Raw genomic sequence first — 23,610 nt, 5'->3', positions numbered from 1 at the left:
GCCCCGGGGAGGGGCGGGAGCGGGGGTCCGGCGCCCCGGGGGGGCGGGAGCGGGGGTCAGTACGGCGCGGGGCGGCCCTGGGCGTCCTCGTGCGTGTAGTACATGTAGTAGGCACCGGCCGCGTTGACCGTGCCGAAGGCGAGGCCGAGGCCGCTGGAGGACAGGATGCTGGCGTCGGAGAGGCTGAAGAGGAACCCGACCGCGATGCCGGACAGGGAGCCCCACGCGGCGGCGTGCAGTTCGCGGGGAAGGGCACGGCCGTGTCGATGGAGCGTGCGGATCGACACGGCGAGGACGATCGCGGAGATCAGGCCGAGCCACAGCTGTCCGAGCGTGGTCGGGCCGCCGTGGCGTGCGACGGTGGCCGCGTAGAGGCCGTACAGGACGCCGACGGCGACCGGACCTCCCCAGCCGTGGGTGCTGATCCGGCGCCCGGCGGGCGCCGCTGCGTGTGCGGCCATGGCAGGAGCTCCTTCGTCTCTCGCCCCCCTGGTTCCCGCACCCTCCAGGGCACACCCGCGCCCGACGGGCCGCAAGTGGATCAGGCGCCGGGCCGTACGGCGACGGCGTCGACCTCGAACAGCATCCCCGGCAGGGCGAGCGTCGCGACCCCGCTGAGGGTCTGCGCGGGGAGCCGCTCGCCGAAGTGGGCGTGCAGGGCCTCGCCGAGCACCTCCAGCTTGGCGAGGTCGTGGTCGACGATGTACGAGCCGAGGCGGACGACGTGCTCGAAGCCGAGGCCGACGCCCTCCAGCGCGCGCCCCAGGCGGTCGAACGACAGCTCGACCTGCGCGGCGAAGTCGCCGGGGACGGGCGCGCCGCCCGGGTCGGAGGCGTACTGACCGGCGATGAAGACGAGTTCGCCCGGTGCGGAGACGGCGTGGCTGTATCCGAAGGGCGTGGGGTCGTGGAGCGTCGCGGGGTTGGTGATGACCCGGCGATCGGTCGGGGCGGCGGTCGGAGCGGTGGTCGCGGGAGCGGTCGGGGCCGTGGTCGCGGGAGCGGTCGGGGCGGTGGTCGTCTGGTCGGTCATGAGTGATCGTTCCTTCCGGGGACGGCGGCCGCCTCACGGGCGGCCGGGGAAGCTTCCGCGAACTGGACGTGCGGCATCCGGAATCGGGTGCGCCGGTCGCGTCAGGCCGGCGCGAACCACTGCCGGATCCGTTCGGGCGCCGTGGGCGCCTGGAGCTCGGCCCGTTCCCGTACGTCGTCCAGGGTCTGGGACACGAGTTCGCGTCGCCAGGCCAGTTCGGCCCGGCCCATGGCGCCCGCGATGGCGCACTCGGCGGCGTACGCGCCGGCCGGTCCCGCGCCGGGGCCCTGCTGCCGGATCTCGGTGCAGCGGAAGGCCTCGTCGGGTCCTTCGACGGCGGCGACGACGTCCATCAGCGTGATCCGGTCCAGGCCGCGCGCCAGCCGGAACCCGCCCTTGGGGCCGGAGACGGAGGTGACGATGCCGGCCCGGGCGAGCGCCTGGAGCTGCTTGTTGAGGTAGGCGGCGGGCAGTTCGTGGTACGCCGCGAGGCGTGCGGCCGGGACCGCGCGTTCGGGCCCGATCCAGGCCAGGTTCAGGCAGCTGTGCAGGGCCCATTCCACACCCTCGCTCATCTTCATAACCTGGACTCTACATATCCAGAATAGGGAGGGCAAGGAGGGGATGAGACGCCTGTCACACGCTCGTGACACGACGACGAAGCCTCCGTCGCACAAGATCCGTAACTTTGTTCACGCAGCCCGCCGAACCTCCAACGGCCCCACCCGAACGAGCAGACGGCATGCGGCTCTCCTCTTCCACACCTGCCTTCCAGGAGTCGTCATGCGCACCGCCCTCCGCACCGCCATCACCACCGCCGCCCTCGCCGGTGCCGTCCTCGCCCCGGCCGCCGGCGCCTTCGCCGCGACGCCCGCCCCGGCCGGGACCCCGACAACCGCCCCGGCGGCCACCTCGGCCCTGACGCCGGTGGCGCCCGCCGCCGTGGCCCCCGCCACCGGAACCCCGAAGGCCGACGGCCCGGCCACCGGCACGGGCACGGGCACGGGCACGGGCACGACGGAAGGCTCCACCGGCGGTACGCAGGACGGGCAGCTCGGCGAGCAGGGTCCGGAGGAGACGGCGGGCACCAGCCTCGGCCGCCGCCCGCTCGCCGACGGCGGCTACGCCGAGCTCTACCGCAAGAGCACCGGCGCCTACCTCGCCGACCTCCACTCCCCCCAGGGCAAGCTCACCGGCCGCCTGAAGGCGGACGGCGGCGGCGCGGGCGACCAGTTCGGCTCCGTGTTCGTGATCCTGGAGGCCGACGGCGCCGTCAAGTCCTGGAACAACCCGCTGGCGGGCGGCGACTACAACGACGTCCGCGAGGGCTGCACGGTGACCCGGTACGCCGCCGCGCCCTTCCAGGAGGTCGAGTTGGCCCTGTCGAACAGCCCCAAGGGCCCGGTCGCCAAGCTCATCCAGGACGGCAAGGTCATCGCGGTCCTCGACCGCGGCCACGACACGGCCCTCTACGGCGGCGCCCGCATCAAGGGCCTCCTCGACCCGGCCCCGGCGGTGCCGATGCTCCAGATGCGCGTGCACGGCGGCCCGATCCCGTGGGACGGCGTGGCCTTCCCGGCGGTCCCGAAGAACTGCGCCACCCCGTCGGACACGACCCCGAACACGGGCACCGGCACCGGCACCCACCAGGGCGCCACCGCCACGCCCACCGCGCCCGCCGCGCAGCACGCGACCCAGACCGGCACCGGGGCCGCCGCCGTCGCGCAGACCTCCGTCGTCCCCAAGGGCGCGGTCGCCGCCGGCCCGGAGCCGGTCGCCGCCGACCACTCCCTCGCCTTCGCGGGCGGCGCGGCCCTGGCGGGAGCGGGCGCGGCCGGTGTCGCCCTGGCCCTGTTCCGCCGTCGCGGAACCGCCGCCTGACCCTCGTACGCCCCACGCCCCACGCCCCACAGGGGCCCGGTGCCCCGCCCTTCCCCGGGCGGGGCACCGGTCGTTCAGCCGCGCTCGGCCGCCAGGGCCGCCAGTCGCGCCAAGGCGCCGTCGAGGACCTCGCGGGGCGGGGAGGCGAGGCCGACGCGGACGGCGTCGGGCGCCGTGCCCGGGCCGACGGCGAAGGCGCTGCCCGGCGTGACCGCCACGCCCGCGCGGTCGGCGGCGGCAGCCGTGAAGGTCTCGGCCCGCCACGGCGCGGGCAGTTCCCACCAGCAGTAGTACGCGTACGGGGAGGTGCGGAGGGCGAAGCCGTCGAGCCGGCGCAGGACCAGGGCGTGCCGGGCCTCCGCCTCCGCCCGCTTGGCGGCGGCCGCCTCGGCGACCGTGCCGTCCCCGGCCCACCGGGTGGCGGCCGCGAGGGCCAGCCCGCCCACCGTCCAGGCACCCGAGCGCAGGGCGTCGGCGACGGCGGCGCGCAGCCGGCCGGGCACCACGAGGTAGCCGACGGTCAGGCCGGGGGCGAGCCGCTTGGAGAGGCTGTCGACGAGGAGGACCCGCTCGGGGGCGTGGGCGGCGAGCGGCGCCGGCGCGTCCGGCACGAGGAACGCCCAGGTGGTGTCCTCGACGGCCGTCAGGTCCAGACTCCGCAGCAGCTCGGCCAGTTCGGCCCGGCGTCCTTCGCCGGCGGTCGCGGACGACGGGTTGTGCAGGGTCGGCTGGAGGTAGACGGCGGCGAGCGGCGCCGCCCGGTGGGCCGCCGCGAGCGCCTCGGGCCGTACCCCCTCCGCGTCCAGGGCTAGCGGCACGAGACGGATGCCGAGACGCTCGGCGACCGCCTTGACCAGGGGATACGTGAGCGCCTCGACGCCCAGCCGGCCGCCGGGCGGGACCAGCGCGGAGAGCGCGGCGGCGATCGCCTGCCGGCCGTTCCCGGCGAAGAGGACCCGCTCGGGGTCCGGCGCCCAGCCGGGCCGGGCGAGGACGGCCGCCGCCGCCTCCCTGGCCTCCGGGGTGCCGGTCGCGGCGGCCGGGCCGGAGACGGCCTCGGCGAGGACGTCGGGCCGGGCGAGCGCGGCGAGCGCGCGGGCCATCAGCTCCGACTGGCCCTCCGCGACGGGGTAGTTGAGCTGGAGGTCGACGGGCGCCGCGCCGGTCGCCTCGGCGAGCGCGGGGCCGGGCAGCGGGGGAGCGGCCCGGACGAAGGTGCCGCGCCCGACCTCCCCGACGACCAGGCCCCGGCGGGCGAGTTCCCCGTACACCCGGATCGCGGTCGAGTTCGCGATGCCGTGGCGGCGGGCGAACACCCGCTGCGGCGGCAGCCGGTCGCCCGGCCGCAGCCGGCCCTCCCGTACGGCCGTCTCGACGCGGTCCGCGATCCGCCGGTACTCCTCCACCCGGAAACCCCCTCCCCGGTGGCGGGGCCCTCGCGCCCCGAGCCATTGCACCGAGAGCAAAGATCTTATTGCACCGAGCCGGAGGCGCTGCCTAGCCTTCGGACATGCCCACCGTCGAAACCCTCGCCACCCACGTCTTCTACGAGGACCGGGGCACCGGACCCGCCCTCCTCCTCGTCCACGGACACCCCTTCGACCACACCATGTGGCAGCCCCAGATCGACCGCTTCTCCCGCACCCACCGGGTGATCGCCCCCGACCTGCGCGGCTACGGCAACACCCCGCTCGGCGCCATGACCCACTCCACCGACCTCGGCGAGTTCGCCGAGGACCTCGTCGAACTCCTCGACGAACTGCGCATCGAGGACTGCGTCCTCGCCGGCCTCTCCATGGGCGGCCAGATCGCCATGGAGCTCTACCGCCGCCACCCCGAGCGCGTCCGCGGCCTCGTCCTCGCCGACACCTTCCCCGCCGCCGAGACCGAGGACGGCAAGAAGGCCCGCAACGCCATGGCCGACCGCCTGCTGCGGGAGGGCATGCACGGGTACGCCGACGAGGTCCTGGACCGGATGGTCGCCCCGTACAACACCCACGCCGCACCCCACGTCCACCGCATGATGCGCGCCACCGACCCGGTCGCCGCGGCCGCCGCACTGCGCGGCCGGGCCGAACGCCCCGACTACCGCGAGACCCTCGCCGCCGCGACCGTCCCCGCACTCGTCGTCGTCGGCCGGGACGACACCTACACCCCCGTCGCGGACGCGGAGGAGATGCACGCCCTGCTGCCCGACTCCACCCTCGTCGTCGTCGAGCGGGCCGCGCACCTGCCCAACCTCGAACGGACCGAGGAGTTCGACGCGGCGCTCGCCGCGTTCCTCCGCTCACTCGTTCGGCCCAACTGAAAGTTCGCGATCATACGAATGCTCCGACGATGGGGCCATGAGCCAGAACACCGCACCCCGCAAGCCGACCCAGTCGAGCACCGCCGGATCCTGGGCCGCCGGAGGAACCCTCTTCGCCGGCGTCCTCATGCTGGTCACCGGCTTCATGGACATCTTCCAGGGCATCGCCGGCATCGCCGAGGACGACGTCTACACCCGCGTCGGCGACTACGTCTTCAAGTTCGACCTCACCACCTGGGGCTGGATCCACCTCATCCTCGGCGTCATCATCGCCATCGCCGGCTTGGGCATCCTCAAGGGCGCCGAGTGGGGCCGGATCGCCGGCATCTCCCTGGCCTCCCTCAACATCCTCTTCCAGTTCCTCTTCCTGCCCTACCAGCCGTGGTGGGCGCTCTTCTCCATGGCCGTCTCGATCTTCGTGATCTGGGCCCTGGCCACGGACGACGCGTACGGCGCCGACGAGAAGTACTGAAGGGCCGGCCCATGACCCTCGGAAGACGCACCACAGGCCTCGCGCTCGCCCTCGCCACCGGCACCACCCTCGCCCTCACCGGCTGCGACGCCGCCAAGGACGCCGCAAACGACGTCATCGCCTCCGCCACCGCCGCCGTCGCCTCGGCCGCCCAGGAGAAGATGAACGAGATCAAGGACGGGGTCGACGCCGCCGCCGACGTCAAAGCCGGCCAGACCAGCGTCGACGGGGACCGCACGGTCGCCGAGATCACCGCAACCAACCCCAAGGACAAGACCGCCGACTACACCGTCATGGTCAACTTCCGCGACGGCGACGGCAACCTCCTCGACTCCGTCGTCCTCAACATCGACGGCGTCGAACCCGGCAAGTCCAAGTCCGGCACCGCCCGCAGCAACCGGACCCTCACCGGCGACACCACCGCCGAGATCGCCCAGGCCCTGCGACACTGACCTCCGTGGACCGAGCCCTTGCCGCCGAACCCGCCCCCGACCCCACCCCGGACCCCGCGCGGACACACCCGCCGGAACCCCGGCGGCCGGTGCGGCCGCACGAGCCCGAGCCCGCACCCGCCCGCCCGCACGAGGCCGTGACGGCCACCGCGCCGGCCGCCCCCGCACCGCCGTCCCTCCGGCCCAGGCACCGCTTCGGCGCCTGGGCCGCGGGGCTGCTGCTCGCCGCACCGGCCGTGGTCACCGGCTGCCGACTGCTCGACACGGACGCGGTCACCCCCGTACCGCAACTCCTCGCCCTCCTCCCCTGGCTCACCGTCCCCGCCGCACTCGCCGTACTCCTCGCCGCCGCGGCCCGCCGCCGCCCCCTCACCCTCCTCGCCGTCGTCGTCCTCGGCGCCACCGCCTGGAGCTCCCTGCCCCACGCCCCGCGCACCGTCACCTCCCACGGCCCGCCCCTCGCCCGCGTCAAAGTCATCGCCTCCAACGTCGAATTCGGCCAGGGCACCGACGCGTTGACCGACATCGTCCGCCGGGAACACCCCCAGCTCGTGTTCGTGTCCGAATGCGACCGCGCCTGCGGACGGACACTGACCACGGCCTTCGCCGCCGAGCTCCCCCACCACGCCGCCGTCGAAGCCGACGGCTCCGTCGGCTCCGTACTTCTCAGCGCCTACCCGCTCGTCGACCGCGGGACCATCCCCGCCACCATGGGAATGCCCGGCGCCACCGCCGACATCGCCGGCACACCCGTCCGCCTCCAGCTCGCCCACCCCATGCCGCCACTGGCCCACCAGGTGCCGCTCTGGAAACGCGAACTCCGCCGGATCGCCGACACCGCCGCACGGCAGACCGGCCCCACACTCGTCGCCGGCGACTTCAACGCCTCCCAGGACCACGCCGCCCTCCGCGCCGTCCTCGACGCCGGCCGCCTCCACGACGCCGCGCGGTCGGCGGACGCGAGCCGCACGCCCACCTGGCCCATGGAAGGACCCCTCCCGCCGTTCGTCCAGATCGACCACGTCCTGGTCAGCGACGACTTCACCGTCCGCGACGTCCGCTTCCTCGACGTCGCCGGCTCCGACCACCGCGCCGTCCTCACCGATCTCGACCTGCGCGCCCCGCGCTGATCCGCCACGCTGGAAGGCATGGACAACGAGGAGATCCTTGACGACATCGGCGCCCTCGTCGAAGAGGAACGCGCCCTCCGGCAGCGCACCGGCGGCCTCCTCCCCGAGGAACGCGCCCGCCTCGCCGAACTCGAGGTCCGCCTCGACCAATGCTGGGACCTGCTCCGGCAGCGCCGCGCCAAATCGACCCCCTCCGCCCCGCGTTGCAGACACCCGTTCCGCCGAGGCGCTCCCCATCCCCACGCCGTTGCGGGCAATCGTTCCGCCGGGGCGGTGCCCACCCGTCCCGCCCCAGCGGGGCGATTGCCCACACGGCGGTGGGCGGAGGGCGGAGCCCACGCGGCAGCGGGCGCGGGCCCGGACGGTGAGCGGTCCGGCGGGGCCGGGGTGAGCGGTCTGGCGGGGCCGGGGTGAGCGGTCTGGCGGGGGCCGGGAGATGGGGGGTCCGGCGGGGGCCGGGAGATGGGGGGACAGTACGTTGGGCGTATGGTGCGGAGTGATCGGTATGGGCGGCTTGCGCCGCCTGTTTGGCTGACCGCAGGGCTGAAGCCGACGGCGACGCCGATCCCCTGGGCCGCCGCGACCCGCGCGTCCGTCGCGATGGCGGCACCGCTCGCGGTAGGGATGGCGGTGGACGAGCCGGCGTACGGGGCACTGGTCTCCATGGGCGCCCTGTCCGGGGTCATCGGCGACACCGCCGACGCCTACCGGATGCGGATCTTCAACATCGCCGTACCGCAGCTGTTCGGTGCGCTCGGCGTCACCCTCGGCACCCTCGTCTTCGGGCACGGCTGGGTCGCCGTCGCCGCGCTGACCCTCGTCGCGCTGCTCTCCGGGATGATCTCGTCGATCGGGGCGGTCGCCTCCGTGTCGGGGCTGCTGCTCCTGCTGAACTCCGTGGTGGGGGCGGGGCTTCCGATGCCGGGGCCGTGGTGGAAGGCGCCGCTGCTGCTGACGGTGGGCGGCCTGTTCGTGCTGTTTCTGACTCTTCTGGGGTGGCCGCTGCGCCGCGCCGCCCCCGAGCGGGCGGCGGTCGCGGCGACGTACCGGTCGCTGGCGGAGCTGTACGAGGCGACGGGGACGTCCGCGTACGACGAGCGGCGGCAGGCGGTCACCGCCTCGCTCAACCAGGCGTACGACCTGGTCTTGGCGCGGCGGACCCGCCAGCACGGCCGGGCGCCGGTCCTGGTCCGGCTGTCGTCGCAGCTCAACGTGCTCGTACCGCTCCTGGAGGCCGCGCCGGCCGCGCATCTGAGGGCCCGGTTGTTCGGGCCGCTGCCGACGGCGGTCCCGGCGGCCGTCCGGGAGCTGGCGGACGCAGTGGAGGAGGGCCGCACGGGGGCCCCGACGCTCGACCTGCCCGTGCCGGAGCGGCCGGCGGAGAAGGCGGTGGACCATGCCCTGCGGCATGCGGTGGCCGTCGTCCACGGGACGGACCCCGACCCGTTCAACGTCGACGACCGGCTCGGGCGGCCCGCCGCGCTGCGGGTCCGGGCCCGCCGGGCGGCCCGCGCGGTGCTGTTCTCGGAGGCGTCCTGGCGGTACGGCCTGCGGCTCGCGCTGTGCATCGGCCTGGCGCAGGCGTTCGTCTCGCTGATCCCCGTGCCCCGCTCGTACTGGGTCGCGCTGACCGTCACGTTCGTGATGAAGCCGGACTTCGGGTCGGTGTTCTCGCGGGCCGTGCTCCGCGCGGCCGGCACCGCCGCGGGTCTCGTCCTCGCCGCGCTCGTCCTCGCCGAGGTGCCCCGCGGCTGGTGGGACGTGCCCGTGATGGTGGTGCTCGCGGCCCTGGTCCCGGCGTTCTCCGCGAAGGGGTACGCCTTCCAGACCGCGGCGATCACCCCGGTCATCCTGCTGCTCTCCGACGTGCTCAACCACCAGGGCTTCGACCTGGTCATGCCGCGGCTCTACGACTCGCTGATCGGCTGCGGCATCGCCCTGATCGCCGGCTATCTGCTGTGGCCCGAGTCCTGGCACACCCGTATCGGGGACCGCCTCGCGGACGCGGTGGCCGACACCGCCGCCTATGTGGCACGGGCCTTCGGGAAGGAGGCGGCACGGACCGACCACGCCGACCGCCACCGGGCGCGGCGCAAGCTCTACCGGGACCTGTCGGCCGTGCGCTCGGAGTTCCAGCGCGCGCTGACCGAACCGCCGCCGACCGGGACCAGGGCCGCCGCCTGGTGGCCGCTCGTGGTGGCCGTCGAACGGATCGTGGACGCGACGACGGCGGCCCGGATCCGCGTGAGCCACGGAGCTCCCGCCCCCGACCCGGCCGAGGTCGCCGCCGTGGAGCGCGAGTTGCGTGAGCTCGCGGACGGGCTGCGGGCCTCCGACACCCTGGTCGAGGTCCGTTCGGAACTCCCCGGGGACGAGAGCGGAGTCCTCGAACCACTCCGCCAGGAGGTCCGCGCGGCCCGCGCCATCGCCAGTCCCGACCTGCGGTAAACCTCCCCAAGGGGGCGTACCGGCGGACTTACCGGCGGTCACGGAACGGAACCTTCCCCACCGCCGTTACCGGAAGCCACCCGGGCGACTACGATGCGCTCGATTCACCGTGATCCGCACCCGCCGCCGTCGGCAACCGGCCCGGCGAGCGGCCCACTTCGCCCTGCCCTCGCCCTGCCCTTCGCACCGCACTCCGCACCGCCCTCCGCCCCGCACCCGCTCACCCCCGGCACCGCTCACGGACCACCCCCCTCACATCACCTCGCCCCGAGGACACGCCATGCGCACCACTACGAACAGAGGGCTCCAGCCCAACGTCCTCGGCACCTTCGACACCATCGTCATGGCCGTCGCCGGCAGTGCCCCGGCGTACTCGCTCGCCGCGACCACCGCCGTCCTCTTCGGCGCCGTCGGCTACGCGGGACCCGCCGCCCTGCTCTACTGCGCGATACCGATGCTCGGCATCGTCCTCGCCTACGCCCGCCTCGGCCGGATCGACGTGAACGCCGGCGCCGGCTACTCCTGGGTGGGCCGCACCCTCCACCCCTTCCTCGGCTTTCTCTCCGGCTGGGCGCTGGTCTTCGCCGCCACCGTGTTCATGGTCGCCGGGTCACTGCCCGCCGGATCCCTCACGCTCTCGCTCATCGACCCCGACCTCGCCGCGAACACCCCGCTCGCGGCCGCCGTCGGCGCCGGCTGGTTCCTGATGATGCTGCTCGTCGTCCTGGGCGGCGCCCGGCTCACGGTCCGCGCGCAACTCGTCATGTCCGGCGTCGAGATGCTGATCCTGCTCGCCTTCGTGCTCGCCGCCGTCGCACACCGCGGGCGGGCCACCGCCTTCGACTGGTCCTGGTTCGCCCTCGACCGGTTCGACGGACCCCAGGGCTTCGCCGCCGGGGCTCTGATCGCCGCGTTCTACTACTGGGGCTGGGACGTCACCAGCAACCTCAGCGAGGAGACCCGCGACAGCCGCAGGACCGCCGGGCTCGCCGCGCTCGTCGGCGTCGGGTTCGTCTTCGTCCTCTTCGAGGCCTTCACCGTCGCCGTCAACGTGCTGCTGAGCGCCGAGGAGATCCGTACCGCCGGACCCAACGTCCTCGCCGTCCTCGGCCAGGAGATCTGGCCCGGCGTCGGCGGCAAACTCCTCGTCGTCGCCGTCCTCCTGTCGACCGTCGCCACCCTGGAGACCACCCTCCTCCAGGTCACCCGCTCGCTCTTCGCGATGGGCCGCGACCGGACCCTGCCCGCAGCGCTCGGCAGCGTGCACCGCCGCTGGAACACCCCGTGGGTCGCGGTCGTCACCGTCGGCGGCGCCGCCCTCGTCATGTTCGCCGCCGCCGCGGCCGCCGGCTCCGTGCAGAGCGTCCTCAGCGACGCCGTCGCCGCGATCGGCCTCCAGATCGCCTTCTACTACGGCCTCGCCGGCATCGCCGCCGTCGTCGCCTACAAGTCGCTCCTGCTGCGCTCCGTCCGCAACCTGGTCCTCGGCGGACTGTGGCCGCTGCTCGGCTCCGGGTTCATGCTGTGGGCCTTCGTCGAATCGCTCGGCGAACTCTCCACGACCGCCCTCGCCATCGGCCTCGGCGGACTGCTCCTCGGCGTCGTCCCGCTCGTCGTGTACTGGCGCAAGGGCAGCGACTACTACCGCCCGGCCCGCCTGGACGCCGTCCGCGCCCTCGCCGCCAACCGGGACTCCGGCCCGGCGACCCCCCGCGCCCGCACCGGCGACCACCAGAAGAGCTACGCGACCGACTTCTGATCCCGCCCCGCCGGCAGCCGAACCCGAAGGAGGCCCCCGATGGCCGTACGCCGCCGCTCCGCGCGCCCGGCGCGACCGGAGCGCTTCGTGCCCGACTTCGACCCGGACTTCGGCGACCGGGCGCTGACCGAGGCCCGGCACGACATCGTCATCGGCCGCTGGCAGGGCGTACGGAACCTGCTCGCCGGCACCGGGACCGGCACGGACTGGGCCCGCCGCACCCACCGCCTGCGGCTCCTCTCGCACGCCGCCGCCGGCAGCTCCACCGTCGAGACCTGGCGCGCCGCCGAACCCGGCAACCCCGACGCCGCCGTCCTGCGCGCCGCGACCGAGGTCGTACGGGTCTTCGACGCGGCCATCGCGGCAGGCCGCGGCGCCGCCCTCGAACGGGGCCGCATCGACGCCGCCGTCGACGCCTGCCGGAACGCCGCCGAAGCCGCCCCCGCCGACCCCATGCCGTGGGTCTCCCTGCTCTCCGTGGCCCGGCTCTACGAAGGCGGCGTACCGCGCCGCGAACTGCGCCACTGGTTCGACGAGTTGCGCCGCCGCGACCCGTACAACACCGAGGGCCACATCCAGGTCCTGCGGTACTGGTCCGCGCGCTGGCACGGCACCCACGGCAGCATGTACGACTTCGCCCGCGACGCGGCGGGCGTCGCCCCGCCCGGCTCCCCCCTGCCCGTCCTCGTCCAGGTCGCCCGCGTCGAGGAGTACCGCTACATCGCCGACGGGGCCCTCGGCCGCGGCCCGGTGCGCGGCTTCGACCAGCACTGGAAGCACGAACTCGCCGTCACCGAACTCCGCCGCACCCACGCCCGCTGGATCGGCGACCGCGACCCGCTGCGTCCCGTCGCCCCGGAAGAGGTCGCCGACCTCAACTTCCTCGCCCACGCCGCCTGCTACGCCGGCCAGGTCGACATCGCCCGCGAGGTCCTCACCATGCTCGGCCCCCGGGCGGCCTGGGTGCCCTGGGCCTACACGGGCGACCCCGAGGACCAGTTCACCCGCTTCAGGGAGGGCCTGGGAGTGGAGTGATCCCCCACCACCCAGGCCCCTTCAGTCCCTCGGGCGTCAGACGCCGATGTCGCGGCCGTCCGTACGCCACACGGCGACGACCGACGGACGGACGATCTTCCCCGGCCCGTCGGGCCACACCGAGGCAGGGTTCTCGACGGACGCGCCGTCGATCTCGCCCGGGTGCTGGACCGCGACCAGCACCCGGCGGTCCTGGATGATCGGACCGCAGGTCTCCGCGCCCCTCGGCACCGTCAGGAACTGCTTCAGCTCACCGCGCCGCTCACCGCGCGTGGCGACGCCGAACAGGCCGTCGTGCGACCCGAGCTGGTTGCCGTCGGTGGAGATCCACAGGTTGCCGTGCGGGTCGAAGGCCACGTTGTCCGGGCAGGAGATCGGCGAGACCTTCTCCTTCGGGAAGCCCGCGAAGTACGTCGCCGGGTCGTTGGGGTCGCCCGCGACGAGGAACAGCCGCCACGCGAACCCGTCGGACGCCGGGTCGTCCCAGTGCTCGGCGAGCTCCAGGACCTGCCCGTGCTTGTTGGCGTTGCGCGGGTTGGCCTCGTCGGCCGGCGCGTAACCCGCCTTGCCGCGGTTGGAGTTGTTCGTCAGCGCGACGTACACGCGGCCGCTGCGCGGCGACGGCTCGACGTCCTCGGGACGGTCCATCTTCGTGGCGCCGACCTTGTCACCGGCGAGCCGGGTGAAGACGTACACCTCCTCGGCCGTCATCCCCGGCACGTGCGACACGTCGCCCGTGGCGAGCGGGATCCACACGCCCGAACCGTCGAACTCGCCGTCGTTCGGGAGCTTCCCCGTGCCGTCGATCTCCGCCGCCGGCGAGTCGCCCGTCAGCCTGGCCACGTACAGCGTGCCCTCGTCGAGCAGCGTCAGGTTGTGCTCACGGGCCGCCCGCGAGCCCCCCTTCTTCATCCGCTTGCTCGACACGAACTTGTAGAAGTAGTCGAACCGCTCGTCGTCACCCATGTAGACGACCGGACGGCCGTCCTCGGTGAGCCGGGGCTGCGCCGCCTCGTGCTTGAAGCGGCCCAGCGCGGTGCGCTTCCGGGGCGTCGACTCCGGGTCGTACGGGTCGAGCTCGACGACCCAGCCGAAGCGGTGCACCTCGTTCGGCTCCTGCTTGAGGTCGAACCGCTTGTCGAACCGCTCCCACTTCCGCTCGGTCGCACCCGTACCGACGCCGTACCGCTTGTCGGTGGCGGAGCTGCCGTTGGCGAAGTACTGGTTGAAGTTCTCCTCGCCGTGCAGCGTCGTGCCCCACGGCGTGGTGCCGCCCGCGCAGTTGTTCAGCGTGCCCAGGACCGTACGGCCCTCCGGGTCCGCCGAGGTCTTCAACAGGTCGCTGCCGGCCGCGGGCCCCGTCACCTCGAACTCGCTCGTCGTGTGCAGCCGCCGGTTCAGGTGGTGACGGGTCACCGGCGTGAGCTTCCCGGTGCGGTGCTCCTCCTGGACCACCACGACCGACAGGCCGTGCGCCGCCCAGGCGATCTCCACCTGCTCGCGCGTCGGGTTCGCGGCGTCGTAGCCGCGGAACATCAGCACCTCGTCCGTGTACTCGTGGTTCGCCACGAGCACCTGCCGGCCGTGCTCGCCGCGCAGCGGCAGCAGCGACAGGAAGTCGTTGTTGTAGCCGAACTGCCCCGCCTGCGCCTTCGCCGTCTGCTTCTCCGAGTCGAACGCCGGCGCCCCCCGCAGGATCGGTTCGCCCCAGCGGATCACCACGTTCTGCGCGTATCCGGCCGGCACCGTCACCTGGTCGGCGGTGTTCGGTCCGACCGGCGCGAACCGGAGCCCGCGCGCCCCGTCCGTGACCCCCGGCTTTCCCCGCCCCTGCGGCTGCGCCTCCGCCGTCGGCGCGTTCCCCAGCACGACCGCCCCACCGGCCGCGGACGCCACCGTCACCACCGCCGCCGCCCGCAGCGCCGAGCGACGCGACAGCGCGCCGGCTATGACGTCGCCGACGTACTCGTTGTCGCTGGTGTTCGGCACCTCGTGGAAGCAGGCGTCCCCACACCGGTAGCGGCAAGTGAGAGCGGAACGGCCGCCTCCATGGGGGTTCGTGCTCAGCAGCGGCAGCAGTTTGCGCACTTCGTCCTCCTCCGGCGCAACACTGCGCCGACAAGCTGTCGGGAATCCTTCGGCCGCGACGCTATGTGTGCACCTCTGCACCGGGACGGCCGCCGAATGAACGCCGAATGAATGCACGGCAACCGCACACGACCGGGCCATCGAGGTGGCGGGGAGTGGCCGCTAACCTTACGTGTCCGCCCTGGCCAGGGATGATCGTCCCGAAACGCCCAGTACGGACATTCACACCGCACCCCACTCATGCGAAAGGGTTCGCCCATGGGTATTCGGAGCATGCTGCGCAAGGTGTTCGGCCGGGACCGCGAGGAATCCCCGGCAACCTCCGTCCCGCCCCAGACGCGTGAGACCCCCTCCACGTCCCCCGACACCCCCGAAGACGACGCCCGCCGCAAGGCCGACGAACTCGTCGCCGAGGCCTTCGACAACCCCCAGATCCCCAAGGCCCGCACCGCCACCCCGGCGGACACCGGCACCCCCGAGCCCTCCCCGGCGCCCACGGCCCCGGCAGCGGCCGAGCCCGAGGCGACCGACACGGCCGACGCCGACACGGCCGAGGCGGAGCCGGTGGCCGTGGCCGTCGAGGCCGAGGCCGTCGAAGCCGAGGCCGTCGAAGCCGAGCCCGTCCAGGCCGAGGCCGTCGAGGCCGAGCCCGCTGCGGCAGCGACGGAGCTGGAGGGTGCCGCCCAGACGGCGGCCGCCGCCGACGCCGACGCGGCTGAGGCAGGGGACGCGGACGCGGAGACCGAGGGTGCCGCCCAGGCCGCGGCTGATGTCGACGTGGTCGAGGCAGCGGACGCGGAGACCGAGAGTGCCGCCCAGACGGCGGCCGACGCTGACGCCGGTACGGCCGAGGCGGAGGCGGAGGCGGAGGCGATCGAGGACGCCACGAGCCCGGCCGAGGCCGAGGCCGAGGACACCGCGGCGGAGACGCAGGACGCCGCCGAGGCGACGGCCACGGCCGACGCCGACACGGCCGAGGCGGAAGCCGCCGCCGGCGCCGACGCGGCCCAGGCAGAGGACGTGGACGCGGACGTGGACGTGGACGTGGAGACGGAGGTCTCCGCCGAGGCGGCGACCGCCGCTGACGCGGACGAGGTCGCGGAGCCGGAGGCGGCGGAGCCGGTGGCGGAGGCGGCGGAGCCGGTGGCGGCAGCCGCAGAGCCGGTGGCGGAGGTCGCGGAGCCGGTGGCGGAGGCGGCGGAGCCGGTGGCGGCAGCCGGTGGGGCCGAGGCCGAGGCGCCTGCCGCTGTGGACGAGAGCCCGGCGGAGCCGGAGGCCGTGGCCGTCGAGGCGGCGGAGCCGGAGGCCGAGGCCGTCGAGGCGGCGGAGGCCGAGGCCGTCGAGGCGGCGGAGGTCGAGGCCGAAGGCGAGGACGGCGTGGCGCAGGGGCCGGCCGTGGGGCTGGCCAAGGTGAAGGCCGGGGCGCCGCAGCTGGCGGAGGCGTACAAGGCCGCCGGGACGGTGCTCAAGAAGGAGGGCCTGACGGGGGCGCGGGCGGCGGTCTACCTGGTGGTCGACCGGTCCGGTTCGATGCGCGGGTACTTCAAGGACGGCTCGGTGCAGCGGCTGGCGGAGCAGACCGTCGCGCTGGCGGCGCACCTCGACGAGGAGGCCACCGTGACGACGGTGTTCTTCTCGACGGACATCGACGGGACCGTCGACCTGGCTCCGGCGGACCTGACGCCCACGCGCGTCGAGGAGGTCAACGCCACCCTCGGCCGGCTGGGCCGTACGAACTACCACCGCGCGGTGGAGGAGGTCCTGGCCCACCACGCGAAGGGCGACCCGGCCCGGCCCGCCCTGGTGGTCTTCCAGACGGACGGCGCGCCGGAGTCGAAGACGGCGGCCGCGCAGGCGCTGGCCGAGGCGGCGGACCGTCCGCTGCAGTGGCGGTTCGTGGTGTGGGGCGAGGAGGACAACAAGGCCTTCGACTTCCTCCGGAAGCTCGACGGCACTCCCCGTACCGCCGTGCACTTCGCGGGCGTGACGCCGGTCGAGACGCCGCACGCCTCGTTCTACCGGGGCCTGCTCACCGGACTGGAGTTCTAGCGGGGCGGTCGGCGGCGGTGGTGGTGACCGGCGGGGTCACCACCACCGCGGCCCCTCACCCCCGCCCCGGCACCGGATCCGGGGTTTATCGATGTGAGGGGAGCTTCGTCGGCCCGTTAGGATTTCGGCCATGGCGGCCACTGGAACCGAGAAGCAGGGCTCGAAGGCGTTCTACGTCACGACCCCCATCTACTACGTCAACGACGCTCCTCACCTGGGCCACGCCTATACGACCGTCGCAGGCGACGTGCTCACCCGCTGGCACCGCCAGCGCGGCGAGAAGGTGTGGTACCTCACCGGCACGGACGAGCACGGTCAGAAGATCATGCGCACTGCCGAGGCGAACGGGGTCACGCCCCAGGAGTGGTGCGACAAGCTCGTCGAGGAGGCCTGGAAGCCCCTCTGGGAGCACCTGAACATCGCGAACGACGACTTCATCCGCACCACCCAGAAGCGTCACACCGACCGCGTCCAGGAGTTCGTGCAGGACCTGTACGACAAGGACGAGATCTACAAGGGCGGCTACGAGGGCCCGTACTGCGTGGGCTGCGAGGAGTACAAGCTCCCGGGCGATCTCATCGAGGCCGAGGACGGCACGAAGCTGTGCGCCGTCCACAAGAAGCCGGTGGAGATCCTCAAGGAGGAGAACTACTTCTTCAAGCTGAGCGAGTACGGCCCGAAGCTCCTGGAGTTCTACGAGGCGAACCCGGGCTTCATCCAGCCGGAGTCGGCCCGCAACGAGGTCGTGAACTTCGTCAAGCAGGGCCTGGAGGACCTCTCCATCTCGCGCTCGACGTTCGACTGGGGCGTCCCGGTGCCGTGGGACGACAAGCACGTGATCTACGTGTGGATCGACGCGCTCCTGAACTACGCGACCGCGGTCGGCTACAACGAGAACCCGGCGAAGTTCGACGAGACGTTCCCGGCGAACGTGCACCTCATCGGCAAGGACATCCTGCGCTTCCACGCGGTGATCTGGCCCGCGATGCTGATGGCGCAGGGCCTGCCGGTCCCCGGCCGGGTCGCGGCCAACGGCTGGCTGATGGTCGGCGGCGAGAAGATGTCGAAGTCGAACCTGACCGGCATCAAGCCGCAGGACCTGACCTCGCACTTCGGCGTGGACGCGTACCGCTGGTACTTCCTGCGGGCGATCGCGTTCGGCCAGGACGGTTCGTTCTCGTGGGAGGACTTCTCCGCCCGCTACACCTCCGAGCTGGCCAACGACTACGGCAACCTCGCCTCGCGCGTGGCGGCGATGGTCGGCAAGTACTTCGGCGGCGAGCTGCCCGCGTCGACGGCCGACGGCGACGCGGAGAAGGCCGTCCACGAGGGTCTGGCCAAGGCCGTCGCCGCGGCCGACGCCAAGATCGGCGAGGAGCTGGACTTCCAGGGCGGCATCCTGGCGATCTTCGACTTCGTGAAGCAGGTCAACGGCTACATCACGGAGCAGGAGCCGTGGAAGGTCGCGAAGGACGAGTCGGAGGAGGGCCGGGCCCGCCTGGCGACCATCCTCTACACGGCCGCCGAGTCCCTCCGCGCCGTCGCCGTCCTCCTCAACCCGATCATGCCCGAGACCTCCCAGGCCCTCTGGGACTCCCTCGGCGCCGAGGAGTCCCTGGGCGCCCTGGCCGCCCAGCCGGTCCAGGCGTCCGGGACCTGGGGGCAGCTGGCGCCCGGCGCGACGGTGACGAAGGGCGCGGTGCTCTTCCCGCGCCTGGAGGAGAAGAAGGACTGACGTCCCCCGTCGTACGCGGAAGGCCGCCTCCCCTCTGAACGGGGACGGCGGCCTTCCGCGTACGGTCACCAGGTCACCAGGTCAGCGCGAGGGCGGCGACGGCGGGGGCCATGTAGACCAGCGGGAAGGGCACGTGGCCGTAGGAGCGGGCGCGGATCACGGTGATCACGGCCCCGGTGAAGTACAGGATCAGCCCGATGGCGGCGAGGGTCCCGATGACGGGGACGAAGAACCCGACGACGAGCCCGACGGCCCCGGCCGCCTTGGCGGCGCCGAGCAGGTTCCACCACGACTCCGGCACGCCGTAGGCGGCGAGCGGCTCGACGACGAACGCGGCGCGGAAGAAGATCGCCGCCCCGGAGAACCCGGCCATGAACGCGGCGACGGCGGTGACGACGACAGCGGTGGTGGACATCTCGGTGAACATCGCGACGGCTCCTTCAGCCTCTCCGGTGTCCGCCTCGACCGAGCCGGACACAGCGCTGACGGAGCCCGGACGTCATGTGTGACGGCCCGAGCGAAGAACTTCAGTGGACCCAGTTCTTCAAGGGTTCCGTGTCCAGCTCCATCCCGACCGGCTCCGGCAGGGTGACCGTCTTGCCGAAGGGCACGGTCGCCACCATTTCGTACCGTTCCCCGTCCGGCTGGGAGTGGACCTTGACCTCGCACGTGGTCCGGTCGACGAGCAGGTACACGGGGATGCCGGTCTCGGCGTAGGCGCGCGGCTTCTCCACCCGGTCACGCCCCCCGGTGCCCGAGCCGCCGGACGTGACCTCGACGACCATCAGGACGCCGTCGGCGCTCGCCCACTCCCCCTGGCCGACGAACGTGTCGCTCGGGGCGAGACAGCCGTCGGGACGGGCGTTGCCCTTGCGGTACTTCTCCACTCTCAGGCCCTGGTCCGGGTAGAGCCACCAGCCCGGGTCGCTCTGGATGCAGAGGCGCGTCAGCCACTCGATGATCCGCCCGTGGTCCCCGTCCGGCAAAGCCCTCTCCCCGATCTTTCCGTCGATGAACTCCAGACGGAGGGACTCGTCCACGCGTTCGCCAAGGCGGGCGAGTTCCTCGAACCCCTCCTGCGTCAGGACGCTCACGGCAGACTCCTCCTGGATCGGTGGTGCCTTCCACGGTACGGGCTCCCCGGCCCGCGTGGCCGGGTTCGTCGCTGTCGCCATGACAGGCACCGTGGCATATGCCAGCGACCTGGGATCCGGGAATCTCAGCCCTTCACCCCTGTGGGTGACGCCGTGCGTCGAGTTCATCGACCCGCCCCACGGTGCGCCCCCGATCGCACACCTCGCACCCGCACCGAGGGTTCCGGTCTCCGCGCGGGTAAGGTCCCCCTCCGTTCGATCGTCTGACCGATTCCTTCACCCCCGGGGGCCCCAGCCATGTCCACATCGAAGCCCGCGCCGAGTCGCAGATCGGCTCTCGCCGTCCTCGCCGGAGTGGCGGCGGGCGGTTCGTTGCCCTTCGCCGTCGCCCCCTCGGCCAACGCCGCCGCCTCGGCCGCCGCCGCACCGTCCGGCACCCCCGCCACCACCGCCACGTCGGCCGGCACGCCGGTCCCCCCGGCACCCGGCGGGAAACTGCCGATGGTGGCCGATCCCGGCGACCCGTGGCACTTCACCGCCCATCCGTCCGGGGCGCTGACCACCCGCGTCCTCTCCGGCACCCCCGCGTGCCTGGAGGTGTCCGACGGCGCCGGGGTGCTCGCCACCCTGACCGCCGGTGCCAAGACGGTGACGGTGCGCGGCCCGAAGCGCTGGTTCACCGAACAGAAGAAGCCCTTCGCCGACGGCTTCGCCCGCACGACCACCACCGGCTGGGGCACCTCCCCCGGCGGCGGCACCTGGACCCGTCACAGCGGCGTGGCCGGGGACTACTTCCTGGAGTCCGGCCGGGCCGTCGTCAACCTCACCGCGAGCAACGCCAGCCGGCACGTCTTCCTCTCCGACCGGCTGGTCGGGGACTTCGACGCCGCCGCCCGTTTCTCCTTCGACAAGGTCCCCACCGGCGCGCCCGTCTCACTGGCGCTCTCGTTCGGGGTCCAGGACATCGACAACCACTACCGGGCCCGCCTTGAGGTGACCCCGGCCAAGGACGTCCAACTGGTCCTGGAGAAGGAACTCGCCGACGTCTCCGGCACCTTGAGCGCGGCCGTCACGGTCGGCACCGGATTCGCGGCCTTCGACCACTGGTGGGTCCAGGTGGAGAAGAGCGGTCCCGTGATCCGGGCCCGCGCCTGGCGCGACGGCACGCCCACGCCGGACACCTGGCACCACAGCGTGCGCGACCCCGAGCAGCGGCCGGACAAGGTCTTCGCCTCGGGCTCCCTCGGAGTCCGCGCCCTCGCCTCCCAGGGGGCCACGGTGCCGCTGGAGGCCCGGATCTACGACTTCGTGGTCACCTCCGCCGACTGGGCGGACCCGCCGGTGGTCTGCCACGACACCTGGGTACGGGTCCTTCCCGAGCCCTTCGACGGCACCTGGACCCCTGCGCTGGAGCAGCGCGTCCGCGCCTGGGCCGCAGACACGTCGCCCGACGCGCTCGCGTACGCCTCCATGTTCCGTCCCCACGCGCCCGCCGTCACCGACCCCGCGCTCCAGGGCGCCCAGGTGCTGGGCGCGTCCGGGTACAGCGAGACGGACGACGCCGGGCTGCGCTACGTCGGCGCCGACTTCCACGAGTACATGGGACTCGCCTGGACCTTCCCGGCCAGTGGCGAGAGCACCGGGACCCCGGAGGCGCGGTGGAAGGGCAATCTCGACTGCTCGGGCTTCGTCCGCATGGTCTACGGCCACCACATGGGCATCCCGATGGTCCTCTACAAGGACTACGACGGCCGCAACCTGCCCCGTACCTCGAAGAGGCAGGCCACGAACGGCCCCGGCACGGTCGTGGCCTCGGGCACCGACGCGCCGCCCTCACTCACCGCGCTGCGCATCGGTGACGTGGTGTTCTTCGACGCCACCACCGACCCCGACGACCCGGAGGCCACCGCCGGTGTGGTCGACCACACCGGCATCTACGTCGGCCAGGACCAGCACGGCGGTCTGCGTTTCGTGTCCAGTCGCAAGACCCCGAACGGGCCGACCATGGCCGACCTCGGGGCCAAGTCGATCCTGAACGGCGCGGCGACCGACCTGTACACCAAGTCCCTGCGCGTGATCCGGCGGTTCTGAGCCGGGCCGCCCGCGCCCCGTGTCCGGTGAGGACCGGGGCGCGGGGCGCGGGCGGTCGGTCGGTCGGTCGGTCGGTGCGGTCAGTGGCCCGACGCGTACGACACGAAACCCGCCCAGGCGGCCGGCGACAGCGCGAGCTGGGGACCGGAGAGGTTCTTGGAGTCGCGGACGTGGACGGTGGCGGGGGTGGTGGCGATCTCGATGCAGGAGTCGCCCTCGTTGCCGTCGCTATAGCTGCTTTTGAACCACGCCAGTTCGGTGGCGTCCCCGGTAGAGAACTTGCGGATCATGTCTCTCCCAGTAATTGCTCAATGAAGGCCAGCGACTCCCGGGGCGGGAGAGCCTGAGCCCGGATCGTGCCATACCGCAGCTCAAGGATGTGTACGCGCCTCGGGTCCGTGACGGGACGCCCATTGAACGCGCCGTCGGAGCGTCCCGTCGCCGTACCGTCCACGAACTTCAACAGCTCGATCCTGCCGTCCAAACCGGGATGAACCTCTACGCACGTCGGCATCACCTGAAGGGTGACGTTACGCAACCGGCCCACCTCCAGAAGACGTTCGAGCTGCCCTCGCCACACCATTGTGCCTCCCAACGGCCGCCGCAGAAGCGCCTCTTCCAGCACGAAGCCGAGCGAGGGCGCCGGGTCGCGCTCGAAGACGGACTGCCGCGCAATCCGAGCAGTCACCAACCGCTCCACCTCAGCCTGTGAATAAGGAGGTTGCCGCGACTCGAATGCGGCCCGAGCGTGTTCCGGTGTCTGCAACAGCCCGCTGATGCTGTTGCAGACGTACACACCGATCTCCACAGCCCGCGCCTCGGCGTCCGCCAGATCGCGCACCTTCTTCGGGTACCGGACCTTCCCCACGTCCTCCTTCATGGCGGAGAGCAGCCCCCCAGCCCCCAGCACCTCGTCCGCCTTGTCCAGGAACTCGGGGCGCGGGATCCGCTTCCCGCTCTCGATCTTGTAGATGAGGTCCTCGCCGTAACCGGTGGCCGCCCCGAGCTCGCCGGCCCGCATCCCCACCGCTTCCCTCCGCAGCCTCAACTGCCGTCCCACGGTGGCGACGACGGCCACACCCCAGTCGTCGTCCGGGTCGACCTCCCACCCCGGCTCGTCCGCCTCGGTCTTGAGTCGCTGCGCCCCACCGTCCACCGACATACCGCACCCTTCCCTGGCCCCTTCGTGGCGCGATGCCCCTACCCCTCCGGCGGGTCCGGACAGCCCGGACAGCAGTGGACAAGCTCCGGACAGTGACTCTACGCATCGGCGCCGTCACTGTTCACGGTAGCCGGGGGCGGCCACGCTCGGAGGCATGAGCCAGCAGAGCACCATCCAAATCCCTTCCCCCACCCACCACTTCAGCGTCCTCCTGTCCCCCACGCCACGCGGGGCACGGCTCGCGCGGCTGCTTGCCGTGGAGTGGATGCGGGATCACGAGGTGGTGCCGTACGGCGTGGTGGAGGTGGCAGCCCAGATCGTCGCGGAGCTGGCCACGAACGCCGCGACGCACGGCCGGGTCGCCGGCCGGAGCTTCCGGCTGGCGCTCATCGGCAGCGAGGAAGTCCTGCGGATCGAGGTCACGGACACCCGGAGGGAGAGCATTCCCCGCATCCAACAGACCTGCCCCGACGGCGACTCCGGACGCGGACTGCTCCTCGTCGAGGCGCTGGCCGACCGATGGGGCACCGAGCTCGGTCCCGTACCCAGGAAGACGGTATGGGCGGAACTCAACCCGCCACGCCTCTGACCTGCGAAGAAGGAGCGGTCACCGAACCCCTGGAAGGTGGAGTCCGGTGGGGCGGACGGTCTCCTCAAGGACGACCACAGAGAGAAAGAACCCGGACCAAACCCCACCCCTCCGCCCCGCTGGGGCGGACTCACTCGCTGGAGTGAAAAACCCCAAATCGGCTGGCTACAGGGCAGGTTGCTTGATCTACGCTCAGCGCGACACACACCGCATCACCACATGACCGCTGACATACGTCGGCCCCCGCCGGGACGGCAATCCCAATGCGAGGGCCTGACCACCAA

General features: G+C 72.8%; 22 protein-coding genes. 13 read left to right on the top strand and 9 right to left on the bottom strand.

Annotated features, from left to right (window positions below):
* Positions 1-56 precede the first annotated feature (56 nt).
* The 3 genes from OO54_RS04560 to OO54_RS04550 form a co-directional block, all read right to left on the bottom strand.
* Complete coding sequence (locus tag OO54_RS04560; protein ID WP_033201540.1) at positions 57-461, bottom strand: hypothetical protein; 405 nt, start codon at positions 459-461, stop codon at positions 57-59.
* Between the two features lie 80 nt (positions 462-541).
* A complete protein-coding gene (locus OO54_RS04555) occupies positions 542-1,033 on the bottom strand; it encodes a RidA family protein (RefSeq protein ID WP_234439354.1) in 492 nt (163 codons plus the stop codon).
* A gap of 101 nt (positions 1,034-1,134) precedes the next feature.
* Positions 1,135-1,614: an RrF2 family transcriptional regulator gene (locus tag OO54_RS04550; RefSeq protein ID WP_033201539.1), complete on the bottom strand. Its 480-nt coding sequence runs from the start codon at positions 1,612-1,614 to the stop codon at positions 1,135-1,137.
* Between the two features lie 202 nt (positions 1,615-1,816).
* On the opposite strand from OO54_RS04550, the gene OO54_RS04545 reads away from it, so the two are divergent.
* Positions 1,817-2,914, top strand: coding sequence for a hypothetical protein (locus OO54_RS04545; protein ID WP_033201538.1), 1,098 nt, complete (start codon positions 1,817-1,819; stop codon positions 2,912-2,914).
* Between the two features lie 74 nt (positions 2,915-2,988).
* On the opposite strand, the gene OO54_RS04540 is transcribed toward OO54_RS04545, so the two are convergent.
* Positions 2,989-4,320, bottom strand: coding sequence for an aminotransferase-like domain-containing protein (locus OO54_RS04540; protein WP_033201537.1), 1,332 nt, complete (start codon positions 4,318-4,320; stop codon positions 2,989-2,991).
* A gap of 104 nt (positions 4,321-4,424) precedes the next feature.
* Between OO54_RS04540 and OO54_RS04535 the strand changes: the two genes are divergently transcribed.
* The 8 genes from OO54_RS04535 (at position 4,425) to OO54_RS04500 (ending at position 12,518) form a co-directional block, all read left to right on the top strand.
* Positions 4,425-5,222 carry an alpha/beta fold hydrolase gene (locus tag OO54_RS04535; protein ID WP_033201536.1) on the top strand — a complete coding sequence of 266 codons (798 nt, stop codon included), beginning with the start codon at positions 4,425-4,427 and terminating at the stop codon, positions 5,220-5,222.
* 37 nt (positions 5,223-5,259) lie between these two features.
* Positions 5,260-5,694 (top strand): DUF7144 family membrane protein, encoded by a 435-nt coding sequence (locus OO54_RS04530; RefSeq protein ID WP_033201535.1) that lies wholly within the window; start codon positions 5,260-5,262, stop codon positions 5,692-5,694.
* A gap of 11 nt (positions 5,695-5,705) precedes the next feature.
* The gene (locus OO54_RS04525; RefSeq protein WP_033201534.1) at positions 5,706-6,146 is read left to right on the top strand and encodes a hypothetical protein; all 441 of its coding nucleotides are present in this window, start codon (positions 5,706-5,708) and stop codon (positions 6,144-6,146) included.
* A gap of 137 nt (positions 6,147-6,283) precedes the next feature.
* On the top strand, positions 6,284-7,276 hold the full coding sequence (locus tag OO54_RS04520) for an endonuclease/exonuclease/phosphatase family protein (RefSeq protein WP_051786706.1): 993 nt from the start codon (positions 6,284-6,286) through the stop codon (positions 7,274-7,276).
* Positions 7,277-7,294: 18 nt separating this feature from the next.
* Positions 7,295-7,690, top strand: coding sequence for a DUF2630 family protein (locus tag OO54_RS48695; RefSeq protein ID WP_033201532.1), 396 nt, complete (start codon positions 7,295-7,297; stop codon positions 7,688-7,690).
* A gap of 72 nt (positions 7,691-7,762) precedes the next feature.
* Positions 7,763-9,724, top strand: a complete 1,962-nt coding sequence (locus OO54_RS04510; RefSeq protein WP_033201531.1) for an FUSC family protein — start codon at positions 7,763-7,765, stop codon at positions 9,722-9,724.
* A gap of 280 nt (positions 9,725-10,004) precedes the next feature.
* On the top strand, positions 10,005-11,483 hold the full coding sequence (locus tag OO54_RS04505; protein WP_033201530.1) for an APC family permease: 1,479 nt from the start codon (positions 10,005-10,007) through the stop codon (positions 11,481-11,483).
* Between the two features lie 39 nt (positions 11,484-11,522).
* On the top strand, positions 11,523-12,518 hold the full coding sequence (locus OO54_RS04500; RefSeq protein WP_051786699.1) for a hypothetical protein: 996 nt from the start codon (positions 11,523-11,525) through the stop codon (positions 12,516-12,518).
* Between the two features lie 36 nt (positions 12,519-12,554).
* Here OO54_RS04500 and OO54_RS04495 read toward each other — a convergent pair whose 3' ends face one another.
* Entirely contained in the window at positions 12,555-14,606 is a 2,052-nt protein-coding gene (locus OO54_RS04495; RefSeq protein WP_033201529.1) for a PhoX family protein, read from the bottom strand.
* Between the two features lie 258 nt (positions 14,607-14,864).
* Here OO54_RS04495 and OO54_RS42990 point away from each other — a divergent pair, with 258 nt between their 5' ends.
* Positions 14,865-16,655, top strand: coding sequence for a VWA domain-containing protein (locus OO54_RS42990; RefSeq protein ID WP_033201528.1), 1,791 nt, complete (start codon positions 14,865-14,867; stop codon positions 16,653-16,655).
* A gap of 130 nt (positions 16,656-16,785) precedes the next feature.
* Positions 16,786-18,390 carry a methionine--tRNA ligase gene (gene metG, locus OO54_RS04485; protein WP_033201527.1) on the top strand — a complete coding sequence of 535 codons (1,605 nt, stop codon included), beginning with the start codon at positions 16,786-16,788 and terminating at the stop codon, positions 18,388-18,390.
* Between the two features lie 73 nt (positions 18,391-18,463).
* Here metG and OO54_RS04480 read toward each other — a convergent pair whose 3' ends face one another.
* Together OO54_RS04480 and OO54_RS04475 are read right to left on the bottom strand one after the other, a co-directional pair.
* Positions 18,464-18,817, bottom strand: a complete 354-nt coding sequence (locus OO54_RS04480; protein WP_234439356.1) for a DoxX family protein — start codon at positions 18,815-18,817, stop codon at positions 18,464-18,466.
* Between the two features lie 100 nt (positions 18,818-18,917).
* Complete coding sequence (locus OO54_RS04475; protein ID WP_234439357.1) at positions 18,918-19,484, bottom strand: Uma2 family endonuclease; 567 nt, start codon at positions 19,482-19,484, stop codon at positions 18,918-18,920.
* A gap of 297 nt (positions 19,485-19,781) precedes the next feature.
* Between OO54_RS04475 and OO54_RS04470 the strand changes: the two genes are divergently transcribed.
* Complete coding sequence (locus tag OO54_RS04470; protein WP_033201526.1) at positions 19,782-21,575, top strand: C40 family peptidase; 1,794 nt, start codon at positions 19,782-19,784, stop codon at positions 21,573-21,575.
* An 80-nt stretch (positions 21,576-21,655) separates the two neighbouring features.
* Here OO54_RS04470 and OO54_RS04465 read toward each other — a convergent pair whose 3' ends face one another.
* Positions 21,656-21,865, bottom strand: a complete 210-nt coding sequence (locus OO54_RS04465) for a DUF397 domain-containing protein (RefSeq protein WP_033201525.1) — start codon at positions 21,863-21,865, stop codon at positions 21,656-21,658.
* Positions 21,862-22,737, bottom strand: coding sequence for a helix-turn-helix domain-containing protein (locus OO54_RS04460; protein WP_033201524.1), 876 nt, complete (start codon positions 22,735-22,737; stop codon positions 21,862-21,864). The genes OO54_RS04465 and OO54_RS04460 overlap by 4 nt, the downstream gene beginning before the upstream one ends.
* 154 nt (positions 22,738-22,891) lie before the next feature.
* Between OO54_RS04460 and OO54_RS04455 the strand changes: the two genes are divergently transcribed.
* A complete protein-coding gene (locus tag OO54_RS04455) occupies positions 22,892-23,326 on the top strand; it encodes an ATP-binding protein (protein WP_051786697.1) in 435 nt (144 codons plus the stop codon).
* Positions 23,327-23,610: the final 284 nt, after the last annotated feature.

It is taken from the genome of Streptomyces wedmorensis, from assembly GCF_000716445.1.
GTDB lineage: Bacteria > Actinomycetota > Actinomycetes > Streptomycetales > Streptomycetaceae > Streptomyces > Streptomyces wedmorensis.
This window is presented reverse-complemented; position numbering and strand designations above follow the sequence as displayed.